We start from the raw sequence: 24245 nt of genomic DNA, 5'->3' as shown, positions 1-24245 counted from the left end.
GGACCGCGGGACGCTGCTGCCACTGCCAATCCGGCCGGCACGCCACGGGCGTCGTCGCTGGACGTGTTCCGCGCCGTCGTGTGCCTCCAGATCGTGACGGCGCACACGTTCTTCGGGGCGCGGTACCCGCCCCTCGCCGAGCACCTGGGGCACGTCACTGTCTGGTGCGTCGCGCACCTCCGGTTCGGGTTCGAGAGCTTCTTCGTCATCGCCGGGTACTTCCTGGCCTACGGGTTCCGCCCCGGGGCGTGGAGCTACCTCTCGGTCCGCGCGTTCTTTTCCCGCCGCCTCGTCCGGTTGGCCGTGCCGTTCTGGGTCGCGATCGCATTCGGTCTGATCGGCTTCCAGGTCAGCGCGTGGGTGCGGGACCGGCCGTACACCCTTCCGTCGCCCGCCGAGTTGCTCCCGCTGCTCGCCTTCGTCCAGGACCTTGCGCCGGTCGCGGCCCCCTCGGCGGTCTACTGGTTCATGGCCCCCCTGATGCAGTTCTACGTGGCGTGGGCGGTAGTGTTCTGGTGCGCCCGCCGGTGCCATTTGAAGTGGAGCCCGGCCGCGTTTCACGACCGGGCCGTCGTGGTCGTGTACCACTTCACCACCCTCGCCCTGGTCTCATCCTTGCTGTTCACGCTGACCGGGCCGCGCATCGCGTGGGCGCTCCCGACCAATGCCTTGTATCTCGCCATCGGCTGCCTGACGTACTGGCGCACCGTCGGACTGGGGAGCGTGGCGGCGCTGAGCCTCGGGGTGCTCGCCCTGGTGGCTCTCGGGCTGGCGTCCGGGGCGTCCCGCCCGATCGCGGCGGGCGTCGCAGCGGTCCTCCTCGTCCGGGTGGCGGCCCACCCGACGCTCAACCCCAACGCGCTCACCCGAGTGCTGGCGTTCATCGGCCACCGGTCCTACAGCATCTACCTCACCCACACCTACGTCATCTACCGCGTGCTCAACGTCCCCGCGGTGATGCGTCTCGAACTGACGCCGCTGGGCGAGGTGGCCGTGTGCCTGGGTGCCGTCGGAGCGGCCGTGGTCGTCGGTCTGGTGTTCTATCAGTTGGCGGAGCGCCCGCTCACCCGCGCGTCGCGCCGCCTCGAGTACCGCGGCGCGCTCTTGGCCCCGCCGACCAGCGACCCGGAGCGGGGCGACGCGCGACAGCCCCGGACATCGTAGCGTGCCGAGCCCTCTCCGCCTCGCGGTGGTGCGCGACTTCCGGGCCGAGGGGTGGTGGAGCATGGATCTGTGCGCCGACCAACTCCTCGCTCACCTCCCGCCCGGAGTCGAAGAGGCCGACGTCGCTCCGGCGTTCGCCCGCGTGTTCGGACGGGTGCCGGGGGCGGGCCGCCCCGGGTTCAACGCCGATCGCGCCCTCAACCGCTACCTGCTCCTCCCCCGGGTCGTCTGCCGCGTCGCCCGGCAGACCGACTTCGTTCACGTCGCCGACCACAGTTACGCACACCTCGTCAGCTCCGTTCCGCTCGGCCGCGCTGGGGTGTACTGCCACGACCTCGACGCCTTCCGCTCGGTCCTGGATCCCGCAACGGAGCGTCGGCCGTGGTGGTTCCGGCGTCAGGCGCAGCGGGCCCTCGACGGCCTGCGCCGAGCGGCGGTCGTGTTCCACAGCACGGCCGCGATCGGGAACGATCTGCACAGCCTCGCACGTGTGGCAGCCGACCGATTGATCCACGCGCCCTACGGCGTCGCCGACGAGTACACCCCCGACCCAAACCCGGTCGTGAGCCTGCCCGTCGCCACCGGCCCGCCGTTCCTGCTCCACGTCGGGAGCAGCGCCCCGCGGAAGCGGCTCGACGTCCTCCTCGACGTGTTCGCCGCTGTCCGCGGGCGTGTTCCGGGGCTTCGACTCGTCCAGGTGGGCGGGCCGTGGTGGCCCGCGCTTGCCGATAAGGTCGTCGGCCTCGGGTCCTCGGTCGCCCAGGTCCGCGGCCTGTCTCGGGGGCAACTCGCCGAGTTGTACCGCCGGGCAGCGGTCGTCGTCGTGCCGAGTGACGCTGAGGGGTTCGGGCTGCCAGTGATCGAGGCGCTCGCGTGCGGGGCCGCTGTCGTGGCGAGCGACCTGCCGACGCTCCGCGAGGCCGGGGGCACCGTCGCAGCGTACTGCCCCGTGGCCGACGTCCCGGCGTGGGCCGCCGCCGTAGTCAATGTTCTCAACAACTCACATTCCATCCCGCCGCTCGCGGCACGCCTCGAACACGTCGCCCGGTTCTCCTGGGCGACTCACGCCCGGGTGATCGCGGATGCGTACCTGCGGTTGCGCGAGCGACGAACGGCGTGAGGCTCCTGTACCTCAGTCCGGTCGGCACCTTGGGCGGGGCGGAGCGGGTGCTCCTCACCGCCGTCCGCGGCGTCCTCCGCGAGCGGCCCGGTGCGGTCGTGCGGGTCGTCGTTCTCGCCGACGGACCCCTCGCCGGTGCGGTGCGCGACATCGGTGCGGAGGTCGAGGTCATCGCGCTGCCGGCGGACTTCGCGGCGCTCGGCGACAGTTCGCGGCCGGGCGGTCGGACCGCGGCCGCGCTCCGATCACTTCACCGGCTCCCGGCGCTCGCGCAGTTCGTCGCCCGGCTCCGGGACAGGATCGCGAAGTTCGCGCCGAACCTCGTCCACTCCAACGGCATCAAGACCCACTTGCTCTCGCCGTTCGTCGTCCCGAAGCGCGTGCCGCTCGTCTGGCACGCACACGACTTCTACGGGTCGCGGCCCGTCGCCGGATGGCTGCTGCGGCGGGCGCGGGCACGGGTGAAGGCGGTGGTGGCGATCTCGAACGCCGTGGCCGCCGACGTGCGGGCGGTCCTCCCAGGCGTGCCGGTCCGCGTGGTGCCGAACGCCATCGACATCTCGCGCTTCTGCCAGGGTGCCGGCGACGGCCCGGAACTCGACCGGCTCGCGGGGGTGCTCGTGGCACCAACTGGCACGCTCCGCGTTGGCCTGGTGGCGACCTATGCCCGGTGGAAGGGGCACCTGACCGTCCTCGACGCGGCCGCCAGGCTCGGAGCCGACGCACCCGAGTTGCGGGTCCGGTGGTACGTCGTCGGCGGGCCGATCTACCAGACCCCGGCCCAGTTCACCCCCGCCGAACTGCGCGAGGCGGTCGCGGCTCGCGGACTCGGCGACCGGGTCGCGTTCGTGCCGTTCCAGACCGACACGGCCTCGGTGTACCGGGCGCTCGACGTCGTCGTCCACGCCTCGACCGCCCCCGAGCCGTTCGGCCTCACGATCGCCGAGGCGATGGCGTGTGGGCGGGCGGTGGTCGTGAGTGCGGCCGGTGGCGCGACGGAGTTGTTCACCGACGGTGTTGACGCGCTCGGGTTCGAACCGGGTAATGTCAACCAGTTGTCGTCAGTGGTCTGTCGCCTCGCGCGGAATCCAGACCTCCGCGCTCAACTCAGCCTGGCTGCGCGCCATGCGGCGGCCGCCAGATTCGATGCGCTCGACTACGGTGCGAAGTTGTGGGGCGTGTACGGCGTGGTGGTGATGCGGCGGCGGCCGACCGGCGAACCGCCCGAACGGGATGAAGGGGTCAGAGTCTGATAAGTTTTGGCCATGAGAATTTAGCGGATGATGGTTTGTGACTTGATTTGCCGCCCCTTATTGGGCTGTCGTGGACTCCAGGGCGGATGCGGCAGGGTCGCGTGTGCTACCGGGGCGGTGCTCCTTCGGACGAGCCCACTCGGTCGCGTCACCTGGCGGAACCAGTCGGCCGGGTACCTGGTCACGTGGGGGGGATAAACCGGGGCCGCCTGTAGCCCGTCGCGGTCACTTCGTGGGTCGTCTGGGTAGCGCTCGGTACGGCAGCGATCATCTTGTGCGCGAAACCGGCCGAGGGAGTTGCCAGTATCGGCGTGCCGGTCGCGCTGTTGGCGGCCTGGCCGCTCGACCGGGCAGCGCTGGTGTTCGTGGCGGGGCCGATTTTCCAGGCCACTCCGGAGAGCCACGTCGGGTCGTTGTGGCTGCTGGTGGAGTGATCACGTCGCTGATCGGCGCGAGCGTCGGCCTGTACCTCCCCGGTTGGCCCGACCAGGCTCCCGTCGTGGGCGGCGGATCGACCGCGGTGACCGGCGGGTGCGCGGGCCTGGTCGTGCTCCTCTTCGTGAAGGTTGGCCGCAACACCCGCTGTAACTGGCCCGACGGGCCGCTACCCCGGTCTCGGCCTGCTGGGCGTTGCTCACCACCGGGTATTGGCAGTCCGAGTCACGCCCGGCTGTGTGGGACCGAGAAGATCCTGCCCCTCATGGTGGACTTGCTCGCTTAACATAGGCAAGTTCAAACGGTTCACGCACGGATAGCAAAATTGATCTTCAACACAGTCGCTTATTATTTCCTCTTTTTATTCCCGGCGGCGATTTGGTTCCGCTGCGCGTCGGCCCGCACTCGACCGTGGGTTTGCGTGGCGTTCGGGGTGGTATTCTTCGTCTACTTCTCGGTCACTCAACTCGGTGGGTGGTGGGGAGCAGCGTGCGTCCTGATCTTCGTGTGGGAGGCGTGCTTCCGCACGCTATACCGTCCTGGCGGATGGGCATGCTGGTTCGGTATCGCGGTGAGCGTGCTCGTACTCGTCGCGTTCAAGTATTGGAACTTCTTGGTCGGGCTGGCCCCGCCGGAGACCGCCGGCCTTCACTGGGCGGGTGCGTTCCTGCCCTTGGGCGTATCGTTCTTCACCTTTGAATTCATCCACTACGCGGTCGATCGGTGCGAGGGCAAGGTCGAGCGCGGGAGTGCGGGCGAGTACCTCGCGTTTATCTTCTTCTTCCCGACAATGGTCGCGGGACCGATCAAACGGTTCCAGGACTTCGCACCGTGCCTCCGGAACCCGAGTCCGGCCTGGGCTCTTGACTGGAACCGGGGAATCACCCGCATCCTGACCGGTCTCGTCAAGAAGTTTGCCGTCGCCGACTTCTTGACCAGCCTGACGGACCACCTGAACGCGGCCGACATCGCCCGTGCCGACCGGTGGGTGCTCCCCGTGTGGCTGTTCGCATACGGGTGGAAGATCTACTTCGATTTCTCCGCCTACTCGGACATCGCGATCGGGTCGGGCCGGCTCTTCGGCATTCGCATCCCCGAGAACTTCGACTGGCCGTACTTCCGGACCAACATCGCCGAGTTCTGGCGGCACTGGCACATGTCACTTTACAAGTGGTTGGTCGACTACGTGTTCATCCCCCTCGGCGGGTCCCGCGGCCGGGAGAAGCGCGTTTGCCGCAACATCATGATTGTGATGTTGGTTAGCGGCGTGTGGCACGGGGCCGGCCTGAACTTCCTCGTCTGGGGAGCGTGGCACGGAGTCCTCCTCGTCGCGCACAGGTGGTGGTCGGGGAGGGGGCGCGGGCGACAGGAGGAGCGCCGGTCCTTGATTTCTCGCGCCCCGGGGTGGTTGTTAACCTACCTCTGTGTGAACATCGGGTGGGCGTTCTTCGCAATGGACCTTCCCACATCGGTACTCTTCTTCCGACGGCTGCTGGGAGGCTAGCGTGCCCGCTCCGATAGGTTGGCTGAAGCACCTGTGCGAGTACCTCGGGGGCGAGCGCGACGAACCGCCTCTGGGGGTACCGCTCCCGCTATGGTCACCGATCTGGGGGTTGTGGTGGGGCACGCTCCTCTGCGTCGCTTTCCTGTTCTGCGGGCAAGCGTCGAAGTTCATCTACATCGATTTCTAACCGGGCTGCTGCAGTGAACGCAAGCTACTTCATCACGCAACTGGCCGTTACCGCGATCGTTCTGGGAGCCGCGAACTGGTTCGTCGCACGGGCGGCGGTGAACACGGTACCACGCCAACTCCTGCGCCACTGTGAGGAGGGGAACCCGGCGACCGACCTGTTCCTGGGGAACTCGATGATGGCCGCGGGCCTCGACGAGACCGCGTTCACCACTGCGCGGCCGGACCGCCACGGGTTGAATGCCGGCTTGGGCTCGACCGGACCTGTCGAACACTACCTGATTTATGATCGCCTCGGCCGGCACCGCGGGGCAACGGTCTACTACGGGTTTTTCGATGGGCAACTGACCGAGCCCGCAGTCGGCGGGTGGGACGACCTTGTCGGCAACCGGGCGATGGCGTATTACGTTTCTCCCGGAGTCGCGGCCGGGTTCTATGCCCCGGGAAACCTGCTTGCCGCTTGGCGCATCCGAACGCTCGGGTGGGTGCCCGCACTGGTCGAGCGACAGACCATCTGGGCAAAGGTCGAGCGGGTGCGGCGGGTGCTGGGCGAGGTCGGCCTCCCGAACAAAGACGTCAACCGGTTCGGCCGCGTCGAAGACTTCGCACTCCTGGAGCCAACTGACGACGCGGACTTCGCCACGTCCTGTCGTCGGGTCGTTCAAGAGCGGCAACCCCTCACCCCCGCAATCGCTGCGATCCTCGGTCGTGCGGTCGAGAACGGCTCTCCCGTCGTGATCGTCGAAATGCCGGTGACCGACGAGCACCGGCGGCGGTTCTACTCCAACCCCGAATGGGCCGCATATCGTGAGTACGTGGCTGACCTCATTCGGACCGCGGGCGGTGAGTACCTGGTTGCTTCGGACTGGGTTGGGCCGGAAGGGTTCGCTGACCACCTGCACCTGAACGCGGTCGGCGCCCGAACCTTTACCCGCCGTATTGCCAACCTCATCCCGCCCAAGCGGTGACCGTCCGGTATCGGGCCACGTCCTCGGGCCAGTCGACCGTCGGGTCCTCGGCCGGCGTCGTCTTCTCGCCCACCGCTAGTTGCACCTGACAATCGTACCGAGCCTCATGGGTCCGGAAGAACTCCCGCGTCGCCGCCTCCAACCCGTCCTCGTCCGTCACGTCGAACCCCTTCTCCGCCACCCTCAGCGCGTCGGTGGCAGGGACGACGCCCACCTTGGCCACGTACTCGCCGTACCGGATCAGGCCTGCGAGTCGTACGACTCGCAGGCGGGTGCCGCTTCGGGCGCCCGTACACGACCGCACACGCCCCGACCGCGGAATACCAGCCACGCTTACGGCGCAACGCGCGGGGACCCTTACGGGAAGCTGACCGTGCTGTTCCGGTCCGGCACAACGGTGGGTATACTGGTCCCGATGGGCCTCCCCACCGCCCCTGCTCGCAGCCGCCCGGCTCGCGGCCGAGGCGCCCGGGCTGAGCAGGTTGATCCCGTCGACCACCCGGTAGTGCTTCCCGGACCAGTGCCGGGTGACCAGCGGGATGTGCCGGGCGTGGAGCTCGCCGAGGGTCCCATCGTCGGCCACGAGGACCCCGGCGGACCGGTCCACGAGCGGGGCCACCTCCTCCCACAGGGTGGCCGAGTCGGGCTCGAGCCGATGAAGCAACTGGGTGAAGGCGTCGTGGGCCGGTCCGGGGAGCGGTCGGGTTGCACGCGGGCGGCCTCTGTGGCGGTACACGCCCGGGGCGTGGCCAGCAGGAACTGGATGTAGTCCTCGGGGGCGCGCCGCGGGGGATTCATGACCGTAGTGCTACTCCGCTCGCGTGGCCGGTGCCTGCTGAACAGCCGTACCCAACTGCGTAACTCTTAAAAAGTATCGCATTCGACCGCTTCGGCGTTCTCCGAGCTGCATCTCGATGGATACGACAGGTACAAGGCGCTCAGCCGCGGCGATTTCGCGGTGCTTTACGTGCTGCTACGAAAGTTGAATCACGAACTTCACGGCCGCGAGGTGGTGCGCGGGCGCCGACCCACTGACGACGGCGTCCGTCACAAAGCGTAGAAGCTCGCTCGGTGCTCGATCGTTCGGCACCGGGTGCCGGACACCTTCAACCATTGCAACTCCCCGGGACGCCCTGAGTTCGCGGGCAATTCCGCGCGACGAGCCGGCTGCTCGACAGAAAAAAAAGCCGAACGCTCCGCAACAAGTATGCGAACCGCGCTCCGCGGTACGCGACCCCCTGGGCCGGCAACCGTGACGACCGACATCCCCTCCTCTGCCCTGGCTCTCCGCCCGCGTGAGGCGGCGAAGGCTCTGAGCATCTCACCGCGCCTGCTGTGGCAGCTCACAAAGGACGGCCACATCCCCTGCGTTCGTGTGGGCACCGGCAAGCGCAAGGCGGTGCTGTACCCCGTGGCCGACTTGCGGGCGTGGTTGAGCCGGGAGGCCGAGGCCACGAAAGGGGGAACCCAGTGACCCACTCAACGAGACGCGGAGAGGTCGCCGAGCGCAGCGACGAAAGCGGGCGATCCTGGCCCCCCTGCCGGTAGCGGTGGTCAGCGGCGCCGGCGAACGGCGGGCGTCCCGGCTCGCCCCGTACGGCATCCGCACCTGCCTCGACTTCGCCCCCGCCGGCGGGCGGCTCGTCAAGCAACTGCTGACGAAGACCGGGCACGAGCTGTGGCCGGCGTCAACTGGGCGCCCCTTCACCCCCGTCCGGCCCGGGCGGTCGCCGCACCAGGTGCCGGCCCGGGGCCGGCACCTGGTGGGCAACGAGAGGACCTGACCGTGCTGTGGGCGTGGTGCGTGCGACACACCCAGCGGCTGATTGCGGAACTGCTCCGTTACACCGTCCGCACCGACGCGCTCGGCACTCACCTCGCGTGGAATGATGGCGAGTCCACCGCGGGCCTGTGCAAGTTGCCCGGCTCGTCCGACCGGTTCGACGAGCTGCTCGACCGGGCGCGCACCCCACCTCCGCCGCACGTACCCGACCCGCGCGACGGAATGTCGGACTGGAACTGGCGGCACGGGGACCGAAAATATCCGTTCCACAGTATTCCACAGTTGGCTGTGGAAATTCCACACGCACAAGCATTTCCACGCAACGGATTCCACTGTACGCAACGTTGGGCGGCTGATAAGATTTCCCTAGAAAACGCTGGCGTTCGGGGCGTTTTCGGGGTCGTACTTGAGGCGCCTCTTAATCAGCGGGTCGTCGGTTCGAGCCCGACAGGGGCCACTCAACAAGTCCTGAAATACGAAGGGGTTGCGGCAAGTGCCGCAACCCCTTTCTCGTTGGCTCTCCGCGCGACGCTACACTATTTTTCAACCGGCCCGTCGCCCTCTGACGGCGGGAGCAACTGCCCTGACACGTTCCTCAAGGTGTCGGTCCGGTCGAACGCCTTCTCACAGTCCACGTAGTACTGTGCCGTCTGGACGCTCCGCCCGAGCGCGTGGGCCGTCGCGTTCGCGCTCTGGGCGCGGCTACCACCACCGTAGGCTACCACCGTGGGCCACCATCGTGATGGCACTGGCCCGGAGGTTTCCGCACGCATCTGGAGGCGGCCGTGCCGGGGTGGCGGGAGCGGGTGTTTGAGTCAGGGGCGGACCGAGCCACCGTTGACGTCGAGGTCCATCTCCAGAGCGGGCGGGTGTGGTCCGCGGGGCATTCCTTCAGAAGGCGAGTGTGGCGCGGGCCAAGGGGATAGCAAGTGAGGGTGCGCAGGCTATGGGCAGACCACCTCGTGAACGCCCAACCTGTGAGCAGGAGCCAGGAGTAGTTGGTCCCGCTCGGAAGCACTCGCCCGGTCACAAGACGTTGACATAAAACCGGTTAGCGTACCAACGGTCGGCTCTCGCTGCGTTTGGTACGGGAGGTGCTTTCACTTCTCTCAACGAGGCGGCTCGTCGAGCACAGTGAGGGGAGAGGCACTCTGCTCGGCGAGCCGTCGTCCGTTAAAAAACACGCCGCCCGGACTCGTGACACAGGGGAGAGGGTGTCACAAGTCCGGGCGGTACTGTTCCCGGGCCGGTGGGAAAGTGGCCGGCCCGGCCGCCGGTTCCGCGCTCGTGAGAGGGGTCGCCGACGGTACATGAAGTCTCCCCGAACGACACCTCCCTGTCAATCCTTTGCTCAAAAACATCTGACTCGGGATTGGGGAGCCGCTCTCCACCGACCCCGCTCCTGAGCAGGAAGGCCCCGCGCCTCGTGCGTGCTCAGGCGTTCCGCCCGTAGAGCCACCGGGACAGGACCCGGGTCATCAGGGGCATCGCCGCGTACGTCATCACGCACACCATCAGGACCGTGGTCGCCAGGGTCCGCGCCACGAGGGGCCAGTCCCCCAGCGCCGGGACGACTGCGTACTGGACCACCGAGATGAGCGGGTACAGGGCCGCCACGGTCACCACGACCATCTTGTACCGGGGCGGCGGGGCCCGGCCGGCCGGGGGCGAGAACCACACCTCCATCCCCGTGTGCCGCTCCCGGGCCGGCGGGTGCGTGGTCAGCGGCGCGACCCGGGCCAGCCACGCCTCGCGGGCGGCCGAGTCCTCCCACTGAGTGAGGTGGTCGAGGGTGTCGAACCGGAACAGGACGAGGTACTCGGGCCGCCGCGGGTCGGTCGGGCGGATGATGTGGAACCCCAGGTGCCCGTCGAACCGCAGGGCCTCCTGGGTGACGCCCCGGAGCCAGTCCTCGAACGCCGCCTCCTGACCCACCCGCACGCGGTGGCGGACGACCACGGTCACCGGGCCCTCGTCGGTCATGCTCAATCACCCTGCGGTTGGTCGACATCATCCTCGGCACAGACAGAGTGACCCGAGCCACCGTGCCACTGAGTCACCGACACCTGCAACGGTTGCGGGCGGGGTGCCCCCGCCCGCAACGTGTCCTTCGGCGTCTACTTCTGGACCTGGCCCGCGGAGGGCTCGCGGCACCGCCGGCCGAACGTCTCCGTGGCCAAGAACGGAACCACGACCGGCGGGGTTGCTCCAGACCGTTCTTGGCCACGGAGACGTTCGGCCGATAGCGGTGCTGGAACAGCCCTCCCCGGGACGCACGACCGGACAAACGCTCGGGCGACGCAACATCGCCCTGGTGCAGGGCACCGAGCTAAACGGCCGAAGGAACGGAGGGAGTGTAAGGGAGGCACGCCGCGCGTGCAAGGAAGTGGGGCCGAACACGAACATCGGGTTGAGCCCCCGGCCCTTCCTGCTGACAATACACTTCGCCCCGCACCCCGCTGAGCGAACGGTGTCCGGGCCAGGTCACGAGCAGGAGAGGACCGAGTGGCGAGCTTCGACATCGTGTTACGGACCCAGGGCAGCCTCCACCCGGACGGCGAGCCGACGAACTTCATCTCCGAGATCCGCGGCGTCATCACCTGTAGGAACGACGAGACCGGGGCCGTGACGAGCGTCGGCAAGGTGGCCGCCCTCCGGGTTCACGCGGCCCTGGCTCACAACGTGGGCGCGTCCCTGTTCGACGCGTGCGACGCGCACAGCGGGGAGCTGCACTACCTCCACGCGCTGCTGTACGAGCCCGACGCGTACCACTTCCGCGACGGCCTGATGGCCCGGTTCGACGCGGCCGAACCCGACCTGTTGGTGCTCGACTACGTCGTCTTGTCGCCGAAGTGGCGGAAGCTCAAGCTGGGGCTCCTCGCGGTCCGGCGGGTGGTGGACTTGGCCGGCGGCGGGTGCGGCCTGGCCGTCGGCCTGGTTGCCCCCCTCCGGCGCGACGCCGCGAAGCTCCTGGCCGTCCCCAAAGGGTGGATACCTCGCCACGGCACCAAGGCGGAGCGGCGGGCGGGGGCGGTGCGGCTGCGGGAGTACTACCGGCGGATGGGGTTTACCCGCCTCGGGCGGACGCCGTACTACGCCCTGTCAACGAGCCAACTCGTCCCGACCGCGGCCGAGTTGCTCAACCCGGACGCGAGCTAGTGGCGGTCCGGGAGCGAGCGGAGGAAGTACCACAGCGCGTCCTTGTACCCCGCCGTGGGAGGGTTGGTGTGGCCGACCCCGGCCACCCGCTCGAAGCGTTTCGGCTCGTTGGCGGCGTCGAACCGTTCCCGACCGAGTTCGAACGGCACGCCCCGGGCGCCGTCGCCGTGGGCCTGGAGGAGCGGGCCCGCGGTACCGACCCGCCGCAGCGGCGACCGGTATCGCCCCGGCGGAGGAACTGACAGATCCGCCCTCATTTCCTGTGGTTCTGACCCCGAGTGCCGCTAAACTCGGCCTTGATGTCCGACGTGACCCGATTGCTCGATGCCGCCGCGGCCGGCGACCGCCAGGCCCCCGCCGAGTTGCTCCCACTCGTGTACGACGAGTTGCGGCGGCTCGCGGCCGCGCGCATGGCCGCGGAAGCCCCGGGCCACACCCTCGACGCCACCGCCCTCGTCCACGAGGCGTACCTCCGCCTCCTCGGCGGCCAACACTTTGACGGCCGCGGGCACTTCTTCTTCGCCGCGGCCGAGGCCATCCGCCGCATCCTGGTGGACCACGCGCGGGCCAAGCACGCGATCAAGCGCGGCGACCGCTCGGCGAGGGCCGACCTCGACCCGGACCGCCTCGCGGCCGGCGCGACCGACCCCGACCGGTGGCTCGACCTGGACGAGGCGCTGACCCGGTTCGCGTGCGTCGACCCGGCGGCGGCCGACCTGGCGAAACTGCGGGTCTTCGGCGGGCTCTCCGCCGAGGAGGCCGGCGCCGCACTCGGGATCCCCCGCGCCACCGCCTTCCGGCTCTGGACCTACGCCAGGGCCTGGCTGACCGCCCGCCTCGCCGACGCGCCGGGGAAGTAATTCGGCGGTTGTCGAGACTCGGCCGACCGGGAATCCGCATTGTGGGGTGACCCACCGGAGAAGTCGTCATGCCCGCCGATCCGATCCGCGCCCGCGACGTGTTCCTCGCCGCCGTCGAACTCCCGTCCGAAAAGTGGCCCGGCTACGTGGCCGACGCGTGCCGCGGCGACGCCGGTCTGCGGGCCGAGGTCGACCGCCTGTTGGCCGCCCACGCCGACCCCGACAGCATCCTCGAGCCCCCGTCCCTCGCCCGGACCGACGTCACCGGCGGGGCCGCCCCGCCGGCCCGCCGCCCGGCGTACGAGGAGACCGCGGACCTCGGGTCCGACGCGGCCACCGGCACCTTCGGCGGCCCGCCCGCGCCGGCCGGTCCGGCCCACGCGACCGCCCTCGAGCTGGGCACGACCGTCGCCGGCCGGTACACCCTCGTCGCGGTCATCGGCGAGGGCGGCATGGGGTCGGTGTACCTCGCCAGTCAGAGCGAGCCGGTCAAGCGGCAGGTGGCGCTGAAGTTGATCAAGGCGGGGATGGACACGAAGGCGGTTCTGGCCCGGTTCGACGCCGAGCGGCAGGCGCTCGCCCTGATGGACCACCCGAACATCGCCCGCGTGTACGACGGCGGCACCACCGAGCAGGGCCAGCCGTTCTTCGTCATGGAACTGGTCCGCGGCGTTCCGGTCACCGAGTACTGCGACCAGAAGCGGCTGCCGGTGGCCGCCCGCCTGGAGCTGTTCGTGGCGGTGTGCCAGGCGGTCCAGCACGCCCACCAAAAGGGGATCATCCACCGCGACCTCAAGCCCGGCAACGTGCTCGTCACCGAGGTGGACGGCCGGCCGACGCCGAAGGTCATCGACTTCGGCGTGGCCAAGGCGACCGAACTGAAGCTGACCGACCTGAGCTTCTCGGACGCGGGGGCCATCGTCGGCACGCCGGCGTACATGTCGCCGGAGCAGGCCGACCCGACCTCGATGGACATCGACACCCGCACCGACGTGTACGCCCTGGGGGTGGTGCTCTACGAGCTGCTCACCGGGTCGCCGCCGATCGACAGCAAGCAGTTCAAGCGGGGGGCGATCCTGGAGATGCTGCGGATGGTGCGGGAGGTCGAGCCGCCGCGGCCGAGCACCCGGCTCAGCACCGCGGTCGCGCTGCCGAGCATCGCGGCCGTCCGGGGGATCGAGCCCCTGAAGCTGGCGAGGCTCCTGCGGGGGGAACTGGACTGGGTGGTGATGAAGGCGCTGGAGAAGGACCGGGGCCGGCGGTACGAGACGGCCAACGGGCTGGCCCGTGACATCCAGCGGTACCTCGACGACGAGGTCGTCGAGGCCCGGCCGCCGAGCACGGCCTACCGGCTGCAGAAGTTCGTCCGCCGGCACAAGGGCCGGGTGCTCGCGGCGGGCCTCGTCCTGCTGTCGCTGGTCGCCGGGGTCGTCGCGTCGACGTACTTCGCGGTCCGGGCGGGCGAGGAGGCGCAGGCGGCGCGCCGGGCGGAAGGGGAGGCGAAGCGGGCGGAGGGGCACGCGGAGAGCGAGGCCCGGACGGCGCGCCAAGCGGAGGGGGAGGCGAACGACCACCGGGGGCGGGCCGAGACCGCGCGGGCCGAGGCGGAGGGCAACCGGAACCTGCTCCGGGCCGAGCGGGACCAGGGTCGGCAGAAGTTGTACTACGCCGAGATGACCCTGGCCGGCCTCGCCGCCGAGGCGCCCGCCGGCCTCGGGCGGGTGGGGGAACTGCTGGCCCGGTGGGGGCCGGCCGCGCCCGGGACCGACCTCCGCGGCTGGGAGTGGTACCACCTCGACAGCCTGGCCCGGCAGGCGACCCTGACGCTCCGCGGGCACGCCGGGAGCGTCCACGCGGTGGCCTACGCCCCGGACGGGAAGCGCCTGGCGACCGGCGGCGCGGACAACGCGGTCCGCATCTGGGACGCGGCGACGGGGCGCGAGGTCGCCTGCGTCCGGGGGCACACGGGGCCGGTCAACGGGGTCGCCTGGAGCCCCGACGGGGGCCGCCTGGCGACCGCGTCCAAGGACGGCACCGCCCGCATCTGGGACGCCGCCTCCGGACGAGAGGTCCGCCAACTCTGCGGCCCCGGGGTCGCCGTCACGGCGGTCGCGTGGCGGCCGGACGGGGCCCGCGTGGCGGCGACCGGTCACGACATGCGCGCGCACGTGTGGGACGCGGACACCGGGCGCGAGGTGATCAGTTCGCCGGTGGGGGGCAGTTGGGGGACGGCGGTGGCGTGGAACCCGGACGGCAAGCTACTGGCCGTGGGCTCCTGGGGCTCGGTCGCCAAGGTCCTCGACGCCGGGACCGGGGCGCTCGTCGCCGACTTGCCCGGGCGCCCGCCCCACGGCATTCTCGGCGTGGCGTGGTCGCCGACGGGCGACCGCCTGGCCACCGCCGCCTGGGAGAAGACGGTCCGCATCTGGGACACGAAAACCTGGAAGGAGCGGGCGGTCCTGACCGGGGCCGAGTACTACCTGCACGGCGTGTGCTGGAGTCCCGACGGCAAGCAGATCGCGGCCGGGGGCGGGAACCGGGCCGTGCAGGTCTGGGACGCCGACTCCGGGCGGGTGCGTTCGGCGCTGCGCGGCAACGGGGGCGACGTTCTTGCGGTCGCCTGGAACCCGAACGGAGGATCAGTTGCCGCGACCGGCGAAGAAGGGGTGACCCGCGTCTGGGCCGTCCCGCCGGGACCGGGTCCGGGCAAGGTCCAACCCGGGTGGACTCAAATCAAGTTGAGCCCGGACGGGACCAAGTCCGCCGAGAGCGGGAAGGACAACCTGGTCCGCGTCTCGAACGCCGCAACGGCCGAGTTGATCCGGACCCTCGAGGGCGCGCCCGGGACCCCGCTCCGAATCTGTTGGAGTCCGGACGGAACGCGGATCGCATGCTCGGGGTGGGGGTGGGCGCTGGCCGTCTGGGACCCGGCGACCGGGAAGCGGGTGGTCCTGACGGAAGTGACCACCACGGGCCGGCACTGGGGGCTCGCCTGGTCCCCGTCGGGCGACCGCGTCGCAACCGGCAACGACGGCGGACGAATTTGCCTGTGGGACCCCACCACGGGTCGCAAGTTGCTCGAAATGTCGTGCAACACGGGGGTGGGGGGCCTTTCCTGGAGCCCGGGCGGCCGGCAGATTGCCTCGTCCCGGTGGGACGGCCTGGCCACGATCTGGGACACGTCCACGGGCGCCGAGGTGCGCACCCTCCGCGGGCACTCCGGACAGGTCCTTTCGGTCGGGTGGAGCCCCGACGGGACCCGAATCGCCACCGGAAGCTACGACCGCACGGTCAGAGTTTGGGACGCCGCCACGGGGCAGGAAACCCTGACCCTCCGCGGGCACACGGCGGCGGCCCGGGAGGTCCACTGGCACCCCACCGGGTGCCAGCTCGTGACCCGGGACGACCACGGCAACGTGCTGACCTGGGACGCGATGCCGTCGTACCTCGGCGAGCGGTCGCCGGCGACGCTGCGGGACCTGGGCGATCGGATCGGGCGCGACGCGACCGACGCCACGGCCCGGCGGCTCCGGGCCGAGGTGCTCGCCCGGCGCGGCGACTGGGACGCGGCGGCGGTGGACTTCACCGAACTGGCCCGGCACCCCGCCCCCGCGGCGGTCGCCTACCCGGGGGGCTGGTGGGCCGTCGACGGCCCGGGGGACCGGCCGCCGGCGTTCCCCCCGTCCGACGCGACCGCACGGTGGCTCGCCCCCGCGGACGATCCGAACGGGTTCGTGTCACTCCCCCAGGGCGGCAAGACGGCCGTCTGCCGGGTCTTCGCCCCGCGCCGGGCGGTCGCCGCCCTGGACATCGGCCCGGTCCCCCCCGATCGGCTGTGGCTCAACGAGACGGCGGTCCCGCTTGTCGGCACCGCACCGACCCTCGTCGAACTGCGGGAGGGGTGGAACTCCCTGGCCGTGCGTGGCGGGCCGGGCGAATCGTTCGTCCGCTGGCGCGACTTCGACCGGCCCGCGGACCCCCTGGAGCGCCAGGTCTTTACCCGTGCCGCGGCCCTGGCCGCCACGGGGCCGGGCAGCGCCGAGCGGTTCGACGAGGCGACGAGGGCGAGGTTCCGCCGGCTCGCCCTGGGATGGCTGAGGGCCGACCTGGCCGACTGGGGCAAGCTCCTCGACGCCGGCCCGCCGTACGCCCGACGCGGCGTCGTGCAGGGCCTGGGCCACTGGCAGCGAGACGCCGCCCTGGCCGGCGTCCGCGACGCGACGGCCCTGGCCGAGCTCCCGGGGGACGAGCAGAAGGCGTTCGCCCAGTTCTGGGCCGACGTGGCGACACTTCGGAAGCAGGCGGCGGAGAAGACGTCCCCGGCGGTCGCCCCGCCGCCACGCGAAACGCGCCCGCACCGGGACAGCCGATCCACGACCAATCGGTCACCGCCACGGGCGTGATCGCCCGCGTCGTCGGGCGCCGGTCGGGACCCGCGCCCTTGGGGATGCTTACCGCGGTCGCTCAGCACCCCCCCGGCTAGAGCTTTAGCTCCAGCCGCACTCACCGCGGCTCGCACCGCCCCCCCGCAGGCCCCGAGTTGACGGCGGCCGCCAGGAACACGCGATTCCGGACCGGCAACCACCAGGCGGAAGCCGCTCCGCCCCCGTCGGCGAGGGCATCCATTCGCTCGAACCCTCCGAGATCCGCTTGTCGGCCCCCCGACCGAACCGGACGAGCGGCGGCACTCAACCGCAAACAGCCGCGGGGTACGGTCGGGCAGCTTTCCCTTCAGGAACCAGAGCATCGGGAGCGGGCCTCCGCACGCCAGCCATTCCGCCGCCTCGGTCGTCCGGAAATCACTTTGACACGCCCGGTCCGGTGACCGACACTCAACCGTCTGCGCCTCCAACCCGGACCGACCCATGTTACACGCCCTTGTCCTCGTGGCGGGCCTACTGGCCCGCACCGCCCCCGCCCGAGCGGACGACGCGCTCGCCGCCGAGACCGTCGCCGCGGTCAAGGCGGCCAGCGTGTACGTCCGGGTCGAGGGGGACGGGTGGGGCGGGTCCGGGTCCGGGTTCGTGGTCGCCGCGGACAAGGACCGGGTGCTCGTGGTCACCAACCACCACGTCGCCGTGAAGGTCCCGGCCGGGGCCCGGCCGAAGCCCCCGGTGGTGACGGTCGTGTTCGGCAGCGGCACCCGGGCCGAGCGCGAGTGCCCCGCCACGGTGGTCGCCGCGGACGAGGACCGCGACCTGGCCGTGCTCCGCGTGGCCGCGGTCAAGGACGCCCCGCTCCCAATCGCGTTCGCGAACCCGCCCAAGCCGTTCGAGACGATGAGCGTGTACTCGTTCGGGTTCCCGCTCGGGCAGGCGCTGTCGGTGGGCAAGGGGTTCCCGGCGGTGACCGTGGGCAAGGCGTCGGTGTCGAGCCTCCGCGAGGGGGACGACGGCGAACTCGCCGTGGTGCAGATCGACGGGAACCTGAACCCGGGCAACAGCGGCGGCCCGGTGGTGGACGCGAAGGGGCGGCTGGTCGGGGTCGCGGTGGCCCGCGCGAAGGAGGGACAGGGGATCGGGTTCCTGGTCCCGGCGGCCGAGGTCGAGCGGCTGATGGCCGGGCGCGTCGGCCGGGTGCGGGTCGCGGTGGCCGCGGGGGCCGACGGGAAGCCGAGCGCCCGGGTCACGGCCGACGTGATCGACCCGGCCGGGGCGGTCCGCGGGGCGACCGCGTACTGCGTCGTCGTGCCCCCGAAGGGGAAGGCACCGGACGCCGCGGCACTCGACAAGCACCCGGACGCCCGCAAGGTCGCGCTCAAGATCGAGAACGGGGTGGCGGCCGGCGAGGTCGGCGTCGAGAAGGCGGAGGGGCTGGTGATGGTGCAGGTGGTCGCCGACCGCGGGCCGGGCGCGGACGCGGCGGCCACGCGGCCCCGGGGGTTCTCGCTGGCCCCGCCGCCCAAGCCCGGCGACCTGGCCGGCCCGCCCCCGGCCGGGTGGAAGGAGTACACGGCCCCGAACCGGGCGTTCGTGGTGTGGGTGCCGGAGAAGCCGACCCGCCAGGGCGACGAGCGGCGGGCCGTCACGGTGGCCGGCGAGGCGCTCGCCGCCGTGGGCGTGGGCGGGAAGACGGAGGACGGGCTCACCTACCGCGCCGAGGTCATCACCCTGCCCCCGGTCCTCACCCGCGCGGGTGCCGGCCTGTACCCGGCGGTCCGCAACGCGCTCCGCGAGGAGACGAAGGGGCGGATCACCGAGGCGGCCGAGGCGCAGGCGGGCGGCCTGGTCGGGGCCGAGTACCGGATCGAAGCGGGGGCCGAGGTCACCCGGGTGCGGGCCTTCATTCTGGCCAACCGGGTGTACCTGGTGCGGGTCTCGGGCGCGGCGGCCGCCGTCGCCGGGGCCGAGGCCGAGACGGTCCTGGCCTCGTTCCACCGGCCCGGCGACGTCGCGCGGGTGCCCGAGGTGGCGACTACGGTGCCGAAGCTGGTGCCCAGCGACAAGGGGCCGGTGATCTTCGGGACCGACGCCCACCACCCGAAGTTCCGCGGGGTCGGCCCGGACGGGGCGGTCCTGGTCGGGGTGGAGGTGCGGTTCGGGAAGTTCGGGTCCACCGACATCGTCCGCGCCGTGCGGCCGATCTACCGGGTCGCCGGCAAGGAGGAGTTCGGCAAGCAGATCGGGGACGACCTGACGGGGTCCGTCACCGTCAAGGCCAAGGACGGGTACGCCGTCGGCGGCCTCACCGCCAAGTACGGGTGGTGGTGCAACGGGTTCTCCCTGACGTTCATGAAGGTGAAGCCGGACGGGACGCTCGACCCGAAGGACAGCTACGAGAGCACCTGGGCCGGGTTCACGGGCAAGGGCGACACGGGCCGGGTTCTCAGCGACGGCCCGCCGGTGGTCGGGGTCGTGGGCCGGATCGCCGGCACCGAGACGTACTCGCTCGGGCTCGTGTTCAAGGGCCAGGAGGCGCTGGAGGTCAACACCGCCGGTGAGGCCCCGGCCGCGGTCGTGGTGGTGGAACCGAAGCTGATCGTCGGCGGGAAGGAGCCGACCATCCTGGGGTCGATCGCGCACGACCCGAAGTTCAAGACCGTCGGCCCCGAGGGCGCGGTCCTGGTCGGGGTGGAGGTGCGGTTCGGGAAGTTCGGGGCGACCGACATCGCGCGGGCGGTGCGGCCGATCTACCGGGTGGGCGGCAAGGAGGAGTTCGGCAAGCAGTTCGGCGACGACCTGACGGGGTCCGTCACGCTAAAAGCCAGGGACGGGTACGCGGTGGGCGGGGTCACGGGCAAGGCGGGGTGGTGGTGCAACGGGTTCTCGTTGACGTTCATGAAGGTGAAGCCGGACGGCACCCTCGACCCGAAGGACAGTTACGAGAGCGACTGGGCCGGGTTCAACGGGAAGAGCGACGCCTTCAAGGTGGTGACGGACGGCCCGCCGGCGGTCGGGATCGTGGGCAAGATCGTGGGGAGCGAGACGACGGCGTTCGGGTTGCTGTTCAAGGGGCAGGAGGGGTTCGACCCCTCGGTGACCGCGGCACCCAGGCGCCCGGAGCAACCCGCGGCGAACCGCGGCCCGCGGATCCAGGGGCGGGGCGCCCAGGAGGTGCGCAGCCTCGCGCCGGAGGGGGGCGTGCTCGTCGGCCTGGAGTTCGGGCTGGGCAAGTTCGTCAACCGCGACATCATCGTCGCCGTCCGGCCCGTGTACCGGGTCGGCGAGAAGGACGTCCCCGGGGACCAGTTCGGCACCGACACGTCGCGGCCCGTCCGCGTCCTCGCGAAGCCGGGCTACGCGGTCGGCGCGGTCGCCGTGCGGACCGGCCTCAACCTGGACGGGGTGACGGTGACGTTCATGAAGCTGGTCGACGGGAAGCTCGACCCGAAGGACAGCTACGAGGGCGAGACCGTGTGCGACAAGGGCGGGACCAGGCTGGGCGACGGGTCCCCGATCGTCGGCCTGCTCGCGGTGGCGAACGCCCGGAGCGCGGTGACGGGCCTGGGCGTCATTTACCCGGACACCGCGAAGGACAACGCGCCGTGGCCGGCGGGCAAGCCGGGCAAGATCCTCGGCGGCGGGGACGCCGAGTTCCGCGTCGCCGGGCCGGCGGGCAGCCTCCTGGTGGGCCTGGAGGTGGGGCTCGCCAAGGGGTCCGGAGGCGAGGTCGTCCGCGCCTGCCGGCCGGTCTACCGGGCGGGGGACAAGGACTCGGTCGGGGAGTGGGTCGGCGTCGAGTCGGCCACCGTGGTCAAGGTCGTGGCAAAGCCCGGGTACGCCGTCGGCGCGCTGAGCACGAAGGGCCTGTTCTTCTGCGACGGGCTGTCGGTGACGTTCATGAAGGTGGTCGACGGCAAGCTCGACCCGAAGGACAGCTACGAGAGCGAGTGGGTGGGCAGCAAGGGCGGGGCCGGGCCGACAACCTCCGGGGGCGACGGCACGCTCGTCGTCGGGGTGGTCGGGCGGAAGACCGGCAAGGACATCGCCGCCTGGGGCGTCCTCCTGAAGGAACCGGACAAGAAGTGAGCGGGAGCGTCCCGCCCCGGGAAGGCGTTCGGGACGTGCTGCACGCGTTGCAGGCGTGCTCCATGAACTCCCGGGTGGGCCGGGGCCGCTCGCCGGAGATCAGAAGTGGCCGAGGCCCTCTCGGCGCAGCGCCTGCGCGTGGAACTTGTCAGGTCTTCCCCGTCAGTGTGACTTCCATCCCATCGACGACCCGTACGCCGGAGACTCCGCCATTAATGGTAACCGTGAGAGCACCATCATCCCCTGCCTGGCCCGTCAGCACGGCGAATGGGTTGGTTACTGGGTCCAGTTTGGATCACACTCTCTAATCCGTGATGTGGAGTGAGCGATACCAAGTCTGCGTGAACTCCTGCTGCTCTGCTACCGAACCCAGGTCCATGTCCGGTCCAGCGTCGAAGACGTCCACCAGGTCCGACCGCCTCGCTTGCTGCCCGAGCCGGACCGGATGCCCTTTCAGCCCGCCACCCGTCTGGGCGGCCATCCCGGACACCACCACGTTGCGACGTGCCCCGCAGCACCGGGGTGTCAGCCGGTGTTCCGATAGCTTCTGACGCACGGCCCAACGGCAGATGCGGACGTGGCCGACACCTGCAAGGTGGGCCCGGTCTGGGGCAGCGTGCCGGTGCCGTTCGCCAGTTGGTGCGACGCCGGGCCGCGTCGCACCACTGTGGTCGAACAGCCCGCGGCGCGGGGTCTGCGTGAGCCTGTCGGCGTGGGCGTTCAGGTTCGGGGCCCGCGGGCCGACCCGCTCGGCGCCGGCCGGCCCGTTCAACAATGATGTCCACGCGAGGCGCCGAGTTTCTCGGGCCGTGGCGGGGTCGCATTCGGGCCGAACCGAAAATTGTTCTCACACGACACGGCGGGGCGCATCTGTTTGGGCGGGAGGACCCGTGGGCGACGCGGACCACGAGCAGGAGCTGGGCTGGGTGCGACGGGCTCGTGCCGGCGACCGTGCGGCGTTCGCCGTCCTGGTCGACCGGTACTGGGACCCCGTTCGCCGCTGGCTCGCCGGGCTCTCGGGACAGGCCCACGCCGCCGAGGACCTCGCCCAGGAGACCTTCCTCAAGGCGTGGACCGGATTGCCGCGGCTCGCCGCCCCGGAGACGTTCCGGGTGTGGCTGTTCCGGATCGCCCGCAACGAGCACCTCGCCCTGCTCCGCTCGCCGCGGTCGGCCGCGGGCGCGCCGCCGGTCGACGCCCCGGACCCGGCACCAGGGCCGCCCGAACGGACCGAGGAGCGGGAGGCGGGGGCGGCGCTGCGGGCCGCGGTCGAGAAGCTCCCCGAGGCGTACCGGGCCGCCTACCTCCTCTGGACCCACGAAGAGTTGCCCTACGCCGAGATCGCCCGCGTGCTGGACGTGACCGAGGAGACCGCGCGGTGGCGGGTGTGCGACGCGCGGCGGCGGCTGGCGGTCGCGATGAAGCGGTACCTGGGAGACGAGCGACGATGACCTGTGGCACCGCGGAACCCTGGTTACTGGCCGCCCGCTCGCCCGGGGCGCTGCCCGGCGAGGTCCGCCGGCACCTGGCCGGGTGCCCGCGGTGCCTCGGCCAGGTCGCGCAACTGAGCCAACTCCACGAGGCCACCGTGCGACTGGTTCCGGCCGCGGGCCGCGGGGCCCGCACGCGGCTCGACGCGGCCCTCGCGGACGCCGCGCAAGTCCGGCCCGATGACGCAGGGCGGCACCTCGCGGCCCGCCGGGGCGCTCGCCTGGGGGCCGCGGTCGTACTGCTCCTCGTCGGGGGCTGGTGGCTCGGCCGGGCGACGGCCCCCAAGCCCGTGGCGCCCCCAACGGTCGAAGAGCCGAGGCCCGACCCGCTGCCGGCCAGGAAGCGCCCCGGGGAGCCCGCCCCGCCGCGCCCGAGCCCGCAGTCGCCGGCCGCCCCCGCCGCGCTGGCCGTCGCGCCGCCCCCGTCGCTCCCCCCGGGACTGGTGGCGAAGGTCGCCCGTCACTGTGTCAGTATCGCGGCCGGTCCGCCGGCGTCGCACCTCGACGTCCTGAGCGGTCTTGCCGCGGACCTCCGGGCCGACGCGCTGGCCCGGGCCGCGGCGGGGGACCTCGAACAGCTCCCGCGCCTGGCGGTGCTGCACGACCGCGTTCTGAAGCTGGGGGTCGCGAAGCACCTCGCCCGCGTGCCGGAGCCGAACCGGTCCGCCCTCGCCGCCCGCCTGAGCGACGGCCTGAGCCGGTCGGCCGACGAGATCGCGACCGCGTCGGGCACCCTGGTCCCCGTCGCCGCCGAGATGCTGGGCCCGCTCGTCGCGTCGTGTCGGGAGGTCGCGGCCGCGGCTCGCGACGATGCGCTGCTCCCGGTTTCGCCCGCGTGGCCCGCGCCCGCGACGCCGCTGGAGGCGCTCGCGGCGCACGCGATCCGCACGGCCGACGCGGAGACGCCCCTGGCCCGCGCCGACGAATCGACCCGGCTCGCCGCCGCGCTCGCCCACGCGGTGACGGTGCTGTCGGTCGCCGACCGGCCCGACGACGCGGCCCGGGTCGGCGGGGCGCTGGACCTCGTTCTCGAAACCGGGGTCGCCGCGAACCTGGACCGGGTGGAGGCGGCGGACCCCGCGGGCAAGCTCCGGAAGGAAGTTGCGGAGGTCCGGGAGCGGGCCGGCCGGGCGACCGACGTGATCGAACGGAACCTGGCGAAGGCCCCCCCCGCCGCCCGTGCCGGGCTGGAGCGCGCCCTCGCCGTGTCCGCGCCGGGCCGGGGCAAGGCCACCGGCAAGCCGGCCGGCAAGGGCAACGGCAACGGCAACGGCCCGCCGTGGAAGAAGGACGACCACCCCGGGAAGGGGCCGCCCGGGTGGTCCAAGAAGCCGTGACGGCCCGCTCGATTCGGTACCCCGTAACGGAGGTTGGCATGTTGAAGCACTCTCTGGTCGCCGCTGTGTTGTTCGCCGCGGTCGGCGCGGTCGCGGCCGACGAGAAGGACGCGAAGCCGGGCACCGCCGGCCCGCCGCCCGGCAAGGGCTGGCGGAAGAACGAGGCACCGCTGGCACCCGCGCCGAAGACCGCGCCGGCCCCGAAGGCGACCAAGCCCGCTCCGATGGCCGTGAAGCCGGAACCGGAACCGGCTTCCGAGGGCATCGGCCCAAAGGTGTCGGCGTGGGCGAAGTCGGGCATCCACGGCCGCCAGCTCGCCGCGATGATCCACCAGCTCCAGGCGACGCGGGCGAAGCAACCGGCCACGCCCCCGGCCCCGACCGCCAAGCCGAAGAAGGGGCAGCCCGACGTCGCCCCGCCCGCACCCCCGAAGAAGCCCAAGAAGTCCAAGGGCGACGCGCAGGACTGATCCCGGATCTGTGGGATTCGTATTGGTCCGAGCCCGAGCGCCGAGCGA

Annotated in this window: 19 protein-coding genes and 1 pseudogene; 16 read left to right on the top strand and 4 right to left on the bottom strand. The window is 71.4% G+C overall.

Annotation, left to right across the window (positions count from 1 at the left end; genetic code table 11):
• Positions 1 to 63: 63 nt before the first annotated feature.
• From ACTIGN_RS15540 to ACTIGN_RS15510, 7 genes are all read left to right on the top strand, one after another.
• A complete protein-coding gene (locus tag ACTIGN_RS15540) occupies positions 64 to 1164 on the top strand; it encodes an acyltransferase family protein (protein ID WP_439625391.1) in 1101 nt (366 codons plus the stop codon).
• 1 nt (position 1165) lies between these two features.
• Positions 1166 to 2284, top strand: a complete 1119-nt coding sequence (locus tag ACTIGN_RS15535; RefSeq protein ID WP_439625389.1) for a glycosyltransferase — start codon at positions 1166 to 1168, stop codon at positions 2282 to 2284.
• Positions 2281 to 3537, top strand: coding sequence for a glycosyltransferase family 4 protein (locus ACTIGN_RS15530; RefSeq protein WP_439625387.1), 1257 nt, complete (start codon positions 2281 to 2283; stop codon positions 3535 to 3537). Before ACTIGN_RS15535 ends, ACTIGN_RS15530 begins: the two co-directional genes overlap by 4 nt.
• Before the next feature lie 311 nt (positions 3538 to 3848).
• Positions 3849 to 3971, top strand: coding sequence for a hypothetical protein (locus ACTIGN_RS15525; RefSeq protein WP_439625385.1), 123 nt, complete (start codon positions 3849 to 3851; stop codon positions 3969 to 3971).
• Between the two features lie 422 nt (positions 3972 to 4393).
• Positions 4394 to 5476: an MBOAT family O-acyltransferase gene (locus ACTIGN_RS15520; protein ID WP_439625383.1), complete on the top strand. Its 1083-nt coding sequence runs from the start codon at positions 4394 to 4396 to the stop codon at positions 5474 to 5476.
• Between the two features lies 1 nt (position 5477).
• Positions 5478 to 5663, top strand: coding sequence for a hypothetical protein (locus ACTIGN_RS15515; RefSeq protein ID WP_439625381.1), 186 nt, complete (start codon positions 5478 to 5480; stop codon positions 5661 to 5663).
• Positions 5664 to 5676: 13 nt separating this feature from the next.
• Entirely contained in the window at positions 5677 to 6630 is a 954-nt protein-coding gene (locus ACTIGN_RS15510) for a hypothetical protein (protein WP_439625379.1), read from the top strand.
• Here the strand turns inward: ACTIGN_RS15510 and ACTIGN_RS15505 are convergent.
• Together ACTIGN_RS15505 and ACTIGN_RS15500 are read right to left on the bottom strand one after the other, a co-directional pair.
• Positions 6611 to 6853, bottom strand: coding sequence for a hypothetical protein (locus tag ACTIGN_RS15505; RefSeq protein ID WP_439625475.1), 243 nt, complete (start codon positions 6851 to 6853; stop codon positions 6611 to 6613). The genes ACTIGN_RS15510 and ACTIGN_RS15505 overlap by 20 nt on opposite strands.
• 249 nt (positions 6854 to 7102) lie before the next feature.
• Positions 7103 to 7428, bottom strand: a pseudogene (locus ACTIGN_RS15500) (IS701 family transposase); the annotation flags it as partial.
• 409 nt (positions 7429 to 7837) lie between these two features.
• Between ACTIGN_RS15500 and ACTIGN_RS15495 the strand changes: the two are divergent.
• Together ACTIGN_RS15495 and ACTIGN_RS15490 are read left to right on the top strand one after the other, a co-directional pair.
• Positions 7838 to 8104: a helix-turn-helix domain-containing protein gene (locus ACTIGN_RS15495; protein WP_439625377.1), complete on the top strand. Its 267-nt coding sequence runs from the start codon at positions 7838 to 7840 to the stop codon at positions 8102 to 8104.
• 76 nt (positions 8105 to 8180) lie between these two features.
• Positions 8181 to 8414, top strand: coding sequence for a hypothetical protein (locus tag ACTIGN_RS15490; RefSeq protein WP_439625375.1), 234 nt, complete (start codon positions 8181 to 8183; stop codon positions 8412 to 8414).
• Positions 8415 to 9847: 1433 nt separating this feature from the next.
• Here the strand turns inward: ACTIGN_RS15490 and ACTIGN_RS15485 are convergent.
• A complete protein-coding gene (locus ACTIGN_RS15485; protein WP_439625373.1) occupies positions 9848 to 10396 on the bottom strand; it encodes an antibiotic biosynthesis monooxygenase in 549 nt (182 codons plus the stop codon).
• A 522-nt stretch (positions 10397 to 10918) separates the two neighbouring features.
• Between ACTIGN_RS15485 and ACTIGN_RS15480 the strand changes: the two genes are divergently transcribed.
• Complete coding sequence (locus ACTIGN_RS15480; protein ID WP_439625371.1) at positions 10919 to 11572, top strand: hypothetical protein; 654 nt, start codon at positions 10919 to 10921, stop codon at positions 11570 to 11572.
• On the opposite strand, the gene ACTIGN_RS15475 is transcribed toward ACTIGN_RS15480, so the two are convergent.
• Positions 11569 to 11721 (bottom strand): hypothetical protein, encoded by a 153-nt coding sequence (locus ACTIGN_RS15475; protein ID WP_439625369.1) that lies wholly within the window; start codon positions 11719 to 11721, stop codon positions 11569 to 11571. The genes ACTIGN_RS15480 and ACTIGN_RS15475 overlap by 4 nt on opposite strands.
• 150 nt (positions 11722 to 11871) lie before the next feature.
• On the opposite strand from ACTIGN_RS15475, the gene ACTIGN_RS15470 reads away from it, so the two are divergent.
• The 6 genes from ACTIGN_RS15470 (at position 11872) to ACTIGN_RS15445 (ending at position 24197) form a co-directional block, all read left to right on the top strand.
• On the top strand, positions 11872 to 12432 hold the full coding sequence (locus ACTIGN_RS15470) for an ECF-type sigma factor (protein WP_439625367.1): 561 nt from the start codon (positions 11872 to 11874) through the stop codon (positions 12430 to 12432).
• Positions 12433 to 12500: 68 nt separating this feature from the next.
• Positions 12501 to 16835 carry a WD40 repeat domain-containing serine/threonine protein kinase gene (locus ACTIGN_RS15465; protein ID WP_439625365.1) on the top strand — a complete coding sequence of 1445 codons (4335 nt, stop codon included), beginning with the start codon at positions 12501 to 12503 and terminating at the stop codon, positions 16833 to 16835.
• A 462-nt stretch (positions 16836 to 17297) separates the two neighbouring features.
• Positions 17298 to 20900 carry a S1C family serine protease gene (locus ACTIGN_RS15460; protein ID WP_439625363.1) on the top strand — a complete coding sequence of 1201 codons (3603 nt, stop codon included), beginning with the start codon at positions 17298 to 17300 and terminating at the stop codon, positions 20898 to 20900.
• Between the two features lie 890 nt (positions 20901 to 21790).
• The gene (locus tag ACTIGN_RS15455) at positions 21791 to 22351 is read left to right on the top strand and encodes an RNA polymerase sigma factor (RefSeq protein ID WP_439625361.1); all 561 of its coding nucleotides are present in this window, start codon (positions 21791 to 21793) and stop codon (positions 22349 to 22351) included.
• Positions 22348 to 23727, top strand: a complete 1380-nt coding sequence (locus ACTIGN_RS15450; RefSeq protein WP_439625359.1) for a hypothetical protein — start codon at positions 22348 to 22350, stop codon at positions 23725 to 23727. Before ACTIGN_RS15455 ends, ACTIGN_RS15450 begins: the two co-directional genes overlap by 4 nt.
• 38 nt (positions 23728 to 23765) lie before the next feature.
• On the top strand, positions 23766 to 24197 hold the full coding sequence (locus ACTIGN_RS15445; RefSeq protein WP_439625357.1) for a hypothetical protein: 432 nt from the start codon (positions 23766 to 23768) through the stop codon (positions 24195 to 24197).
• The last annotated feature ends 48 nt before the right edge of the window (positions 24198 to 24245 follow it).

The sequence above is a fragment of the Gemmata sp. genome (genome assembly GCF_051859125.1).
Taxonomy (GTDB): domain Bacteria; phylum Planctomycetota; class Planctomycetia; order Gemmatales; family Gemmataceae; genus Gemmata.
This window is presented reverse-complemented; position numbering and strand designations above follow the sequence as displayed.

Bases quoted from the DNA above. Each gene is read 5' to 3' on its own strand.
- ACTIGN_RS15495 (WP_439625377.1), top strand. From the start codon at position 7,838: ATGCGAACCGCGCTCCGCGGTACGCGACCCCCTGGGCCGGCAACCGTG.
- ACTIGN_RS15485 (WP_439625373.1), bottom strand. From the start codon at position 10,396: ATGACCGACGAGGGCCCGGTGACCGTGGTCGTCCGCCACCGCGTGCGG.
- ACTIGN_RS15470 (WP_439625367.1), top strand. From the start codon at position 11,872: ATGTCCGACGTGACCCGATTGCTCGATGCCGCCGCGGCCGGCGACCGC.
- ACTIGN_RS15465 (WP_439625365.1), top strand. From the start codon at position 12,501: ATGCCCGCCGATCCGATCCGCGCCCGCGACGTGTTCCTCGCCGCCGTC.
- ACTIGN_RS15460 (WP_439625363.1), top strand. From the start codon at position 17,298: ATGTTACACGCCCTTGTCCTCGTGGCGGGCCTACTGGCCCGCACCGCC.
- ACTIGN_RS15450 (WP_439625359.1), top strand. From the start codon at position 22,348: ATGACCTGTGGCACCGCGGAACCCTGGTTACTGGCCGCCCGCTCGCCC.
- ACTIGN_RS15445 (WP_439625357.1), top strand. From the start codon at position 23,766: ATGTTGAAGCACTCTCTGGTCGCCGCTGTGTTGTTCGCCGCGGTCGGC.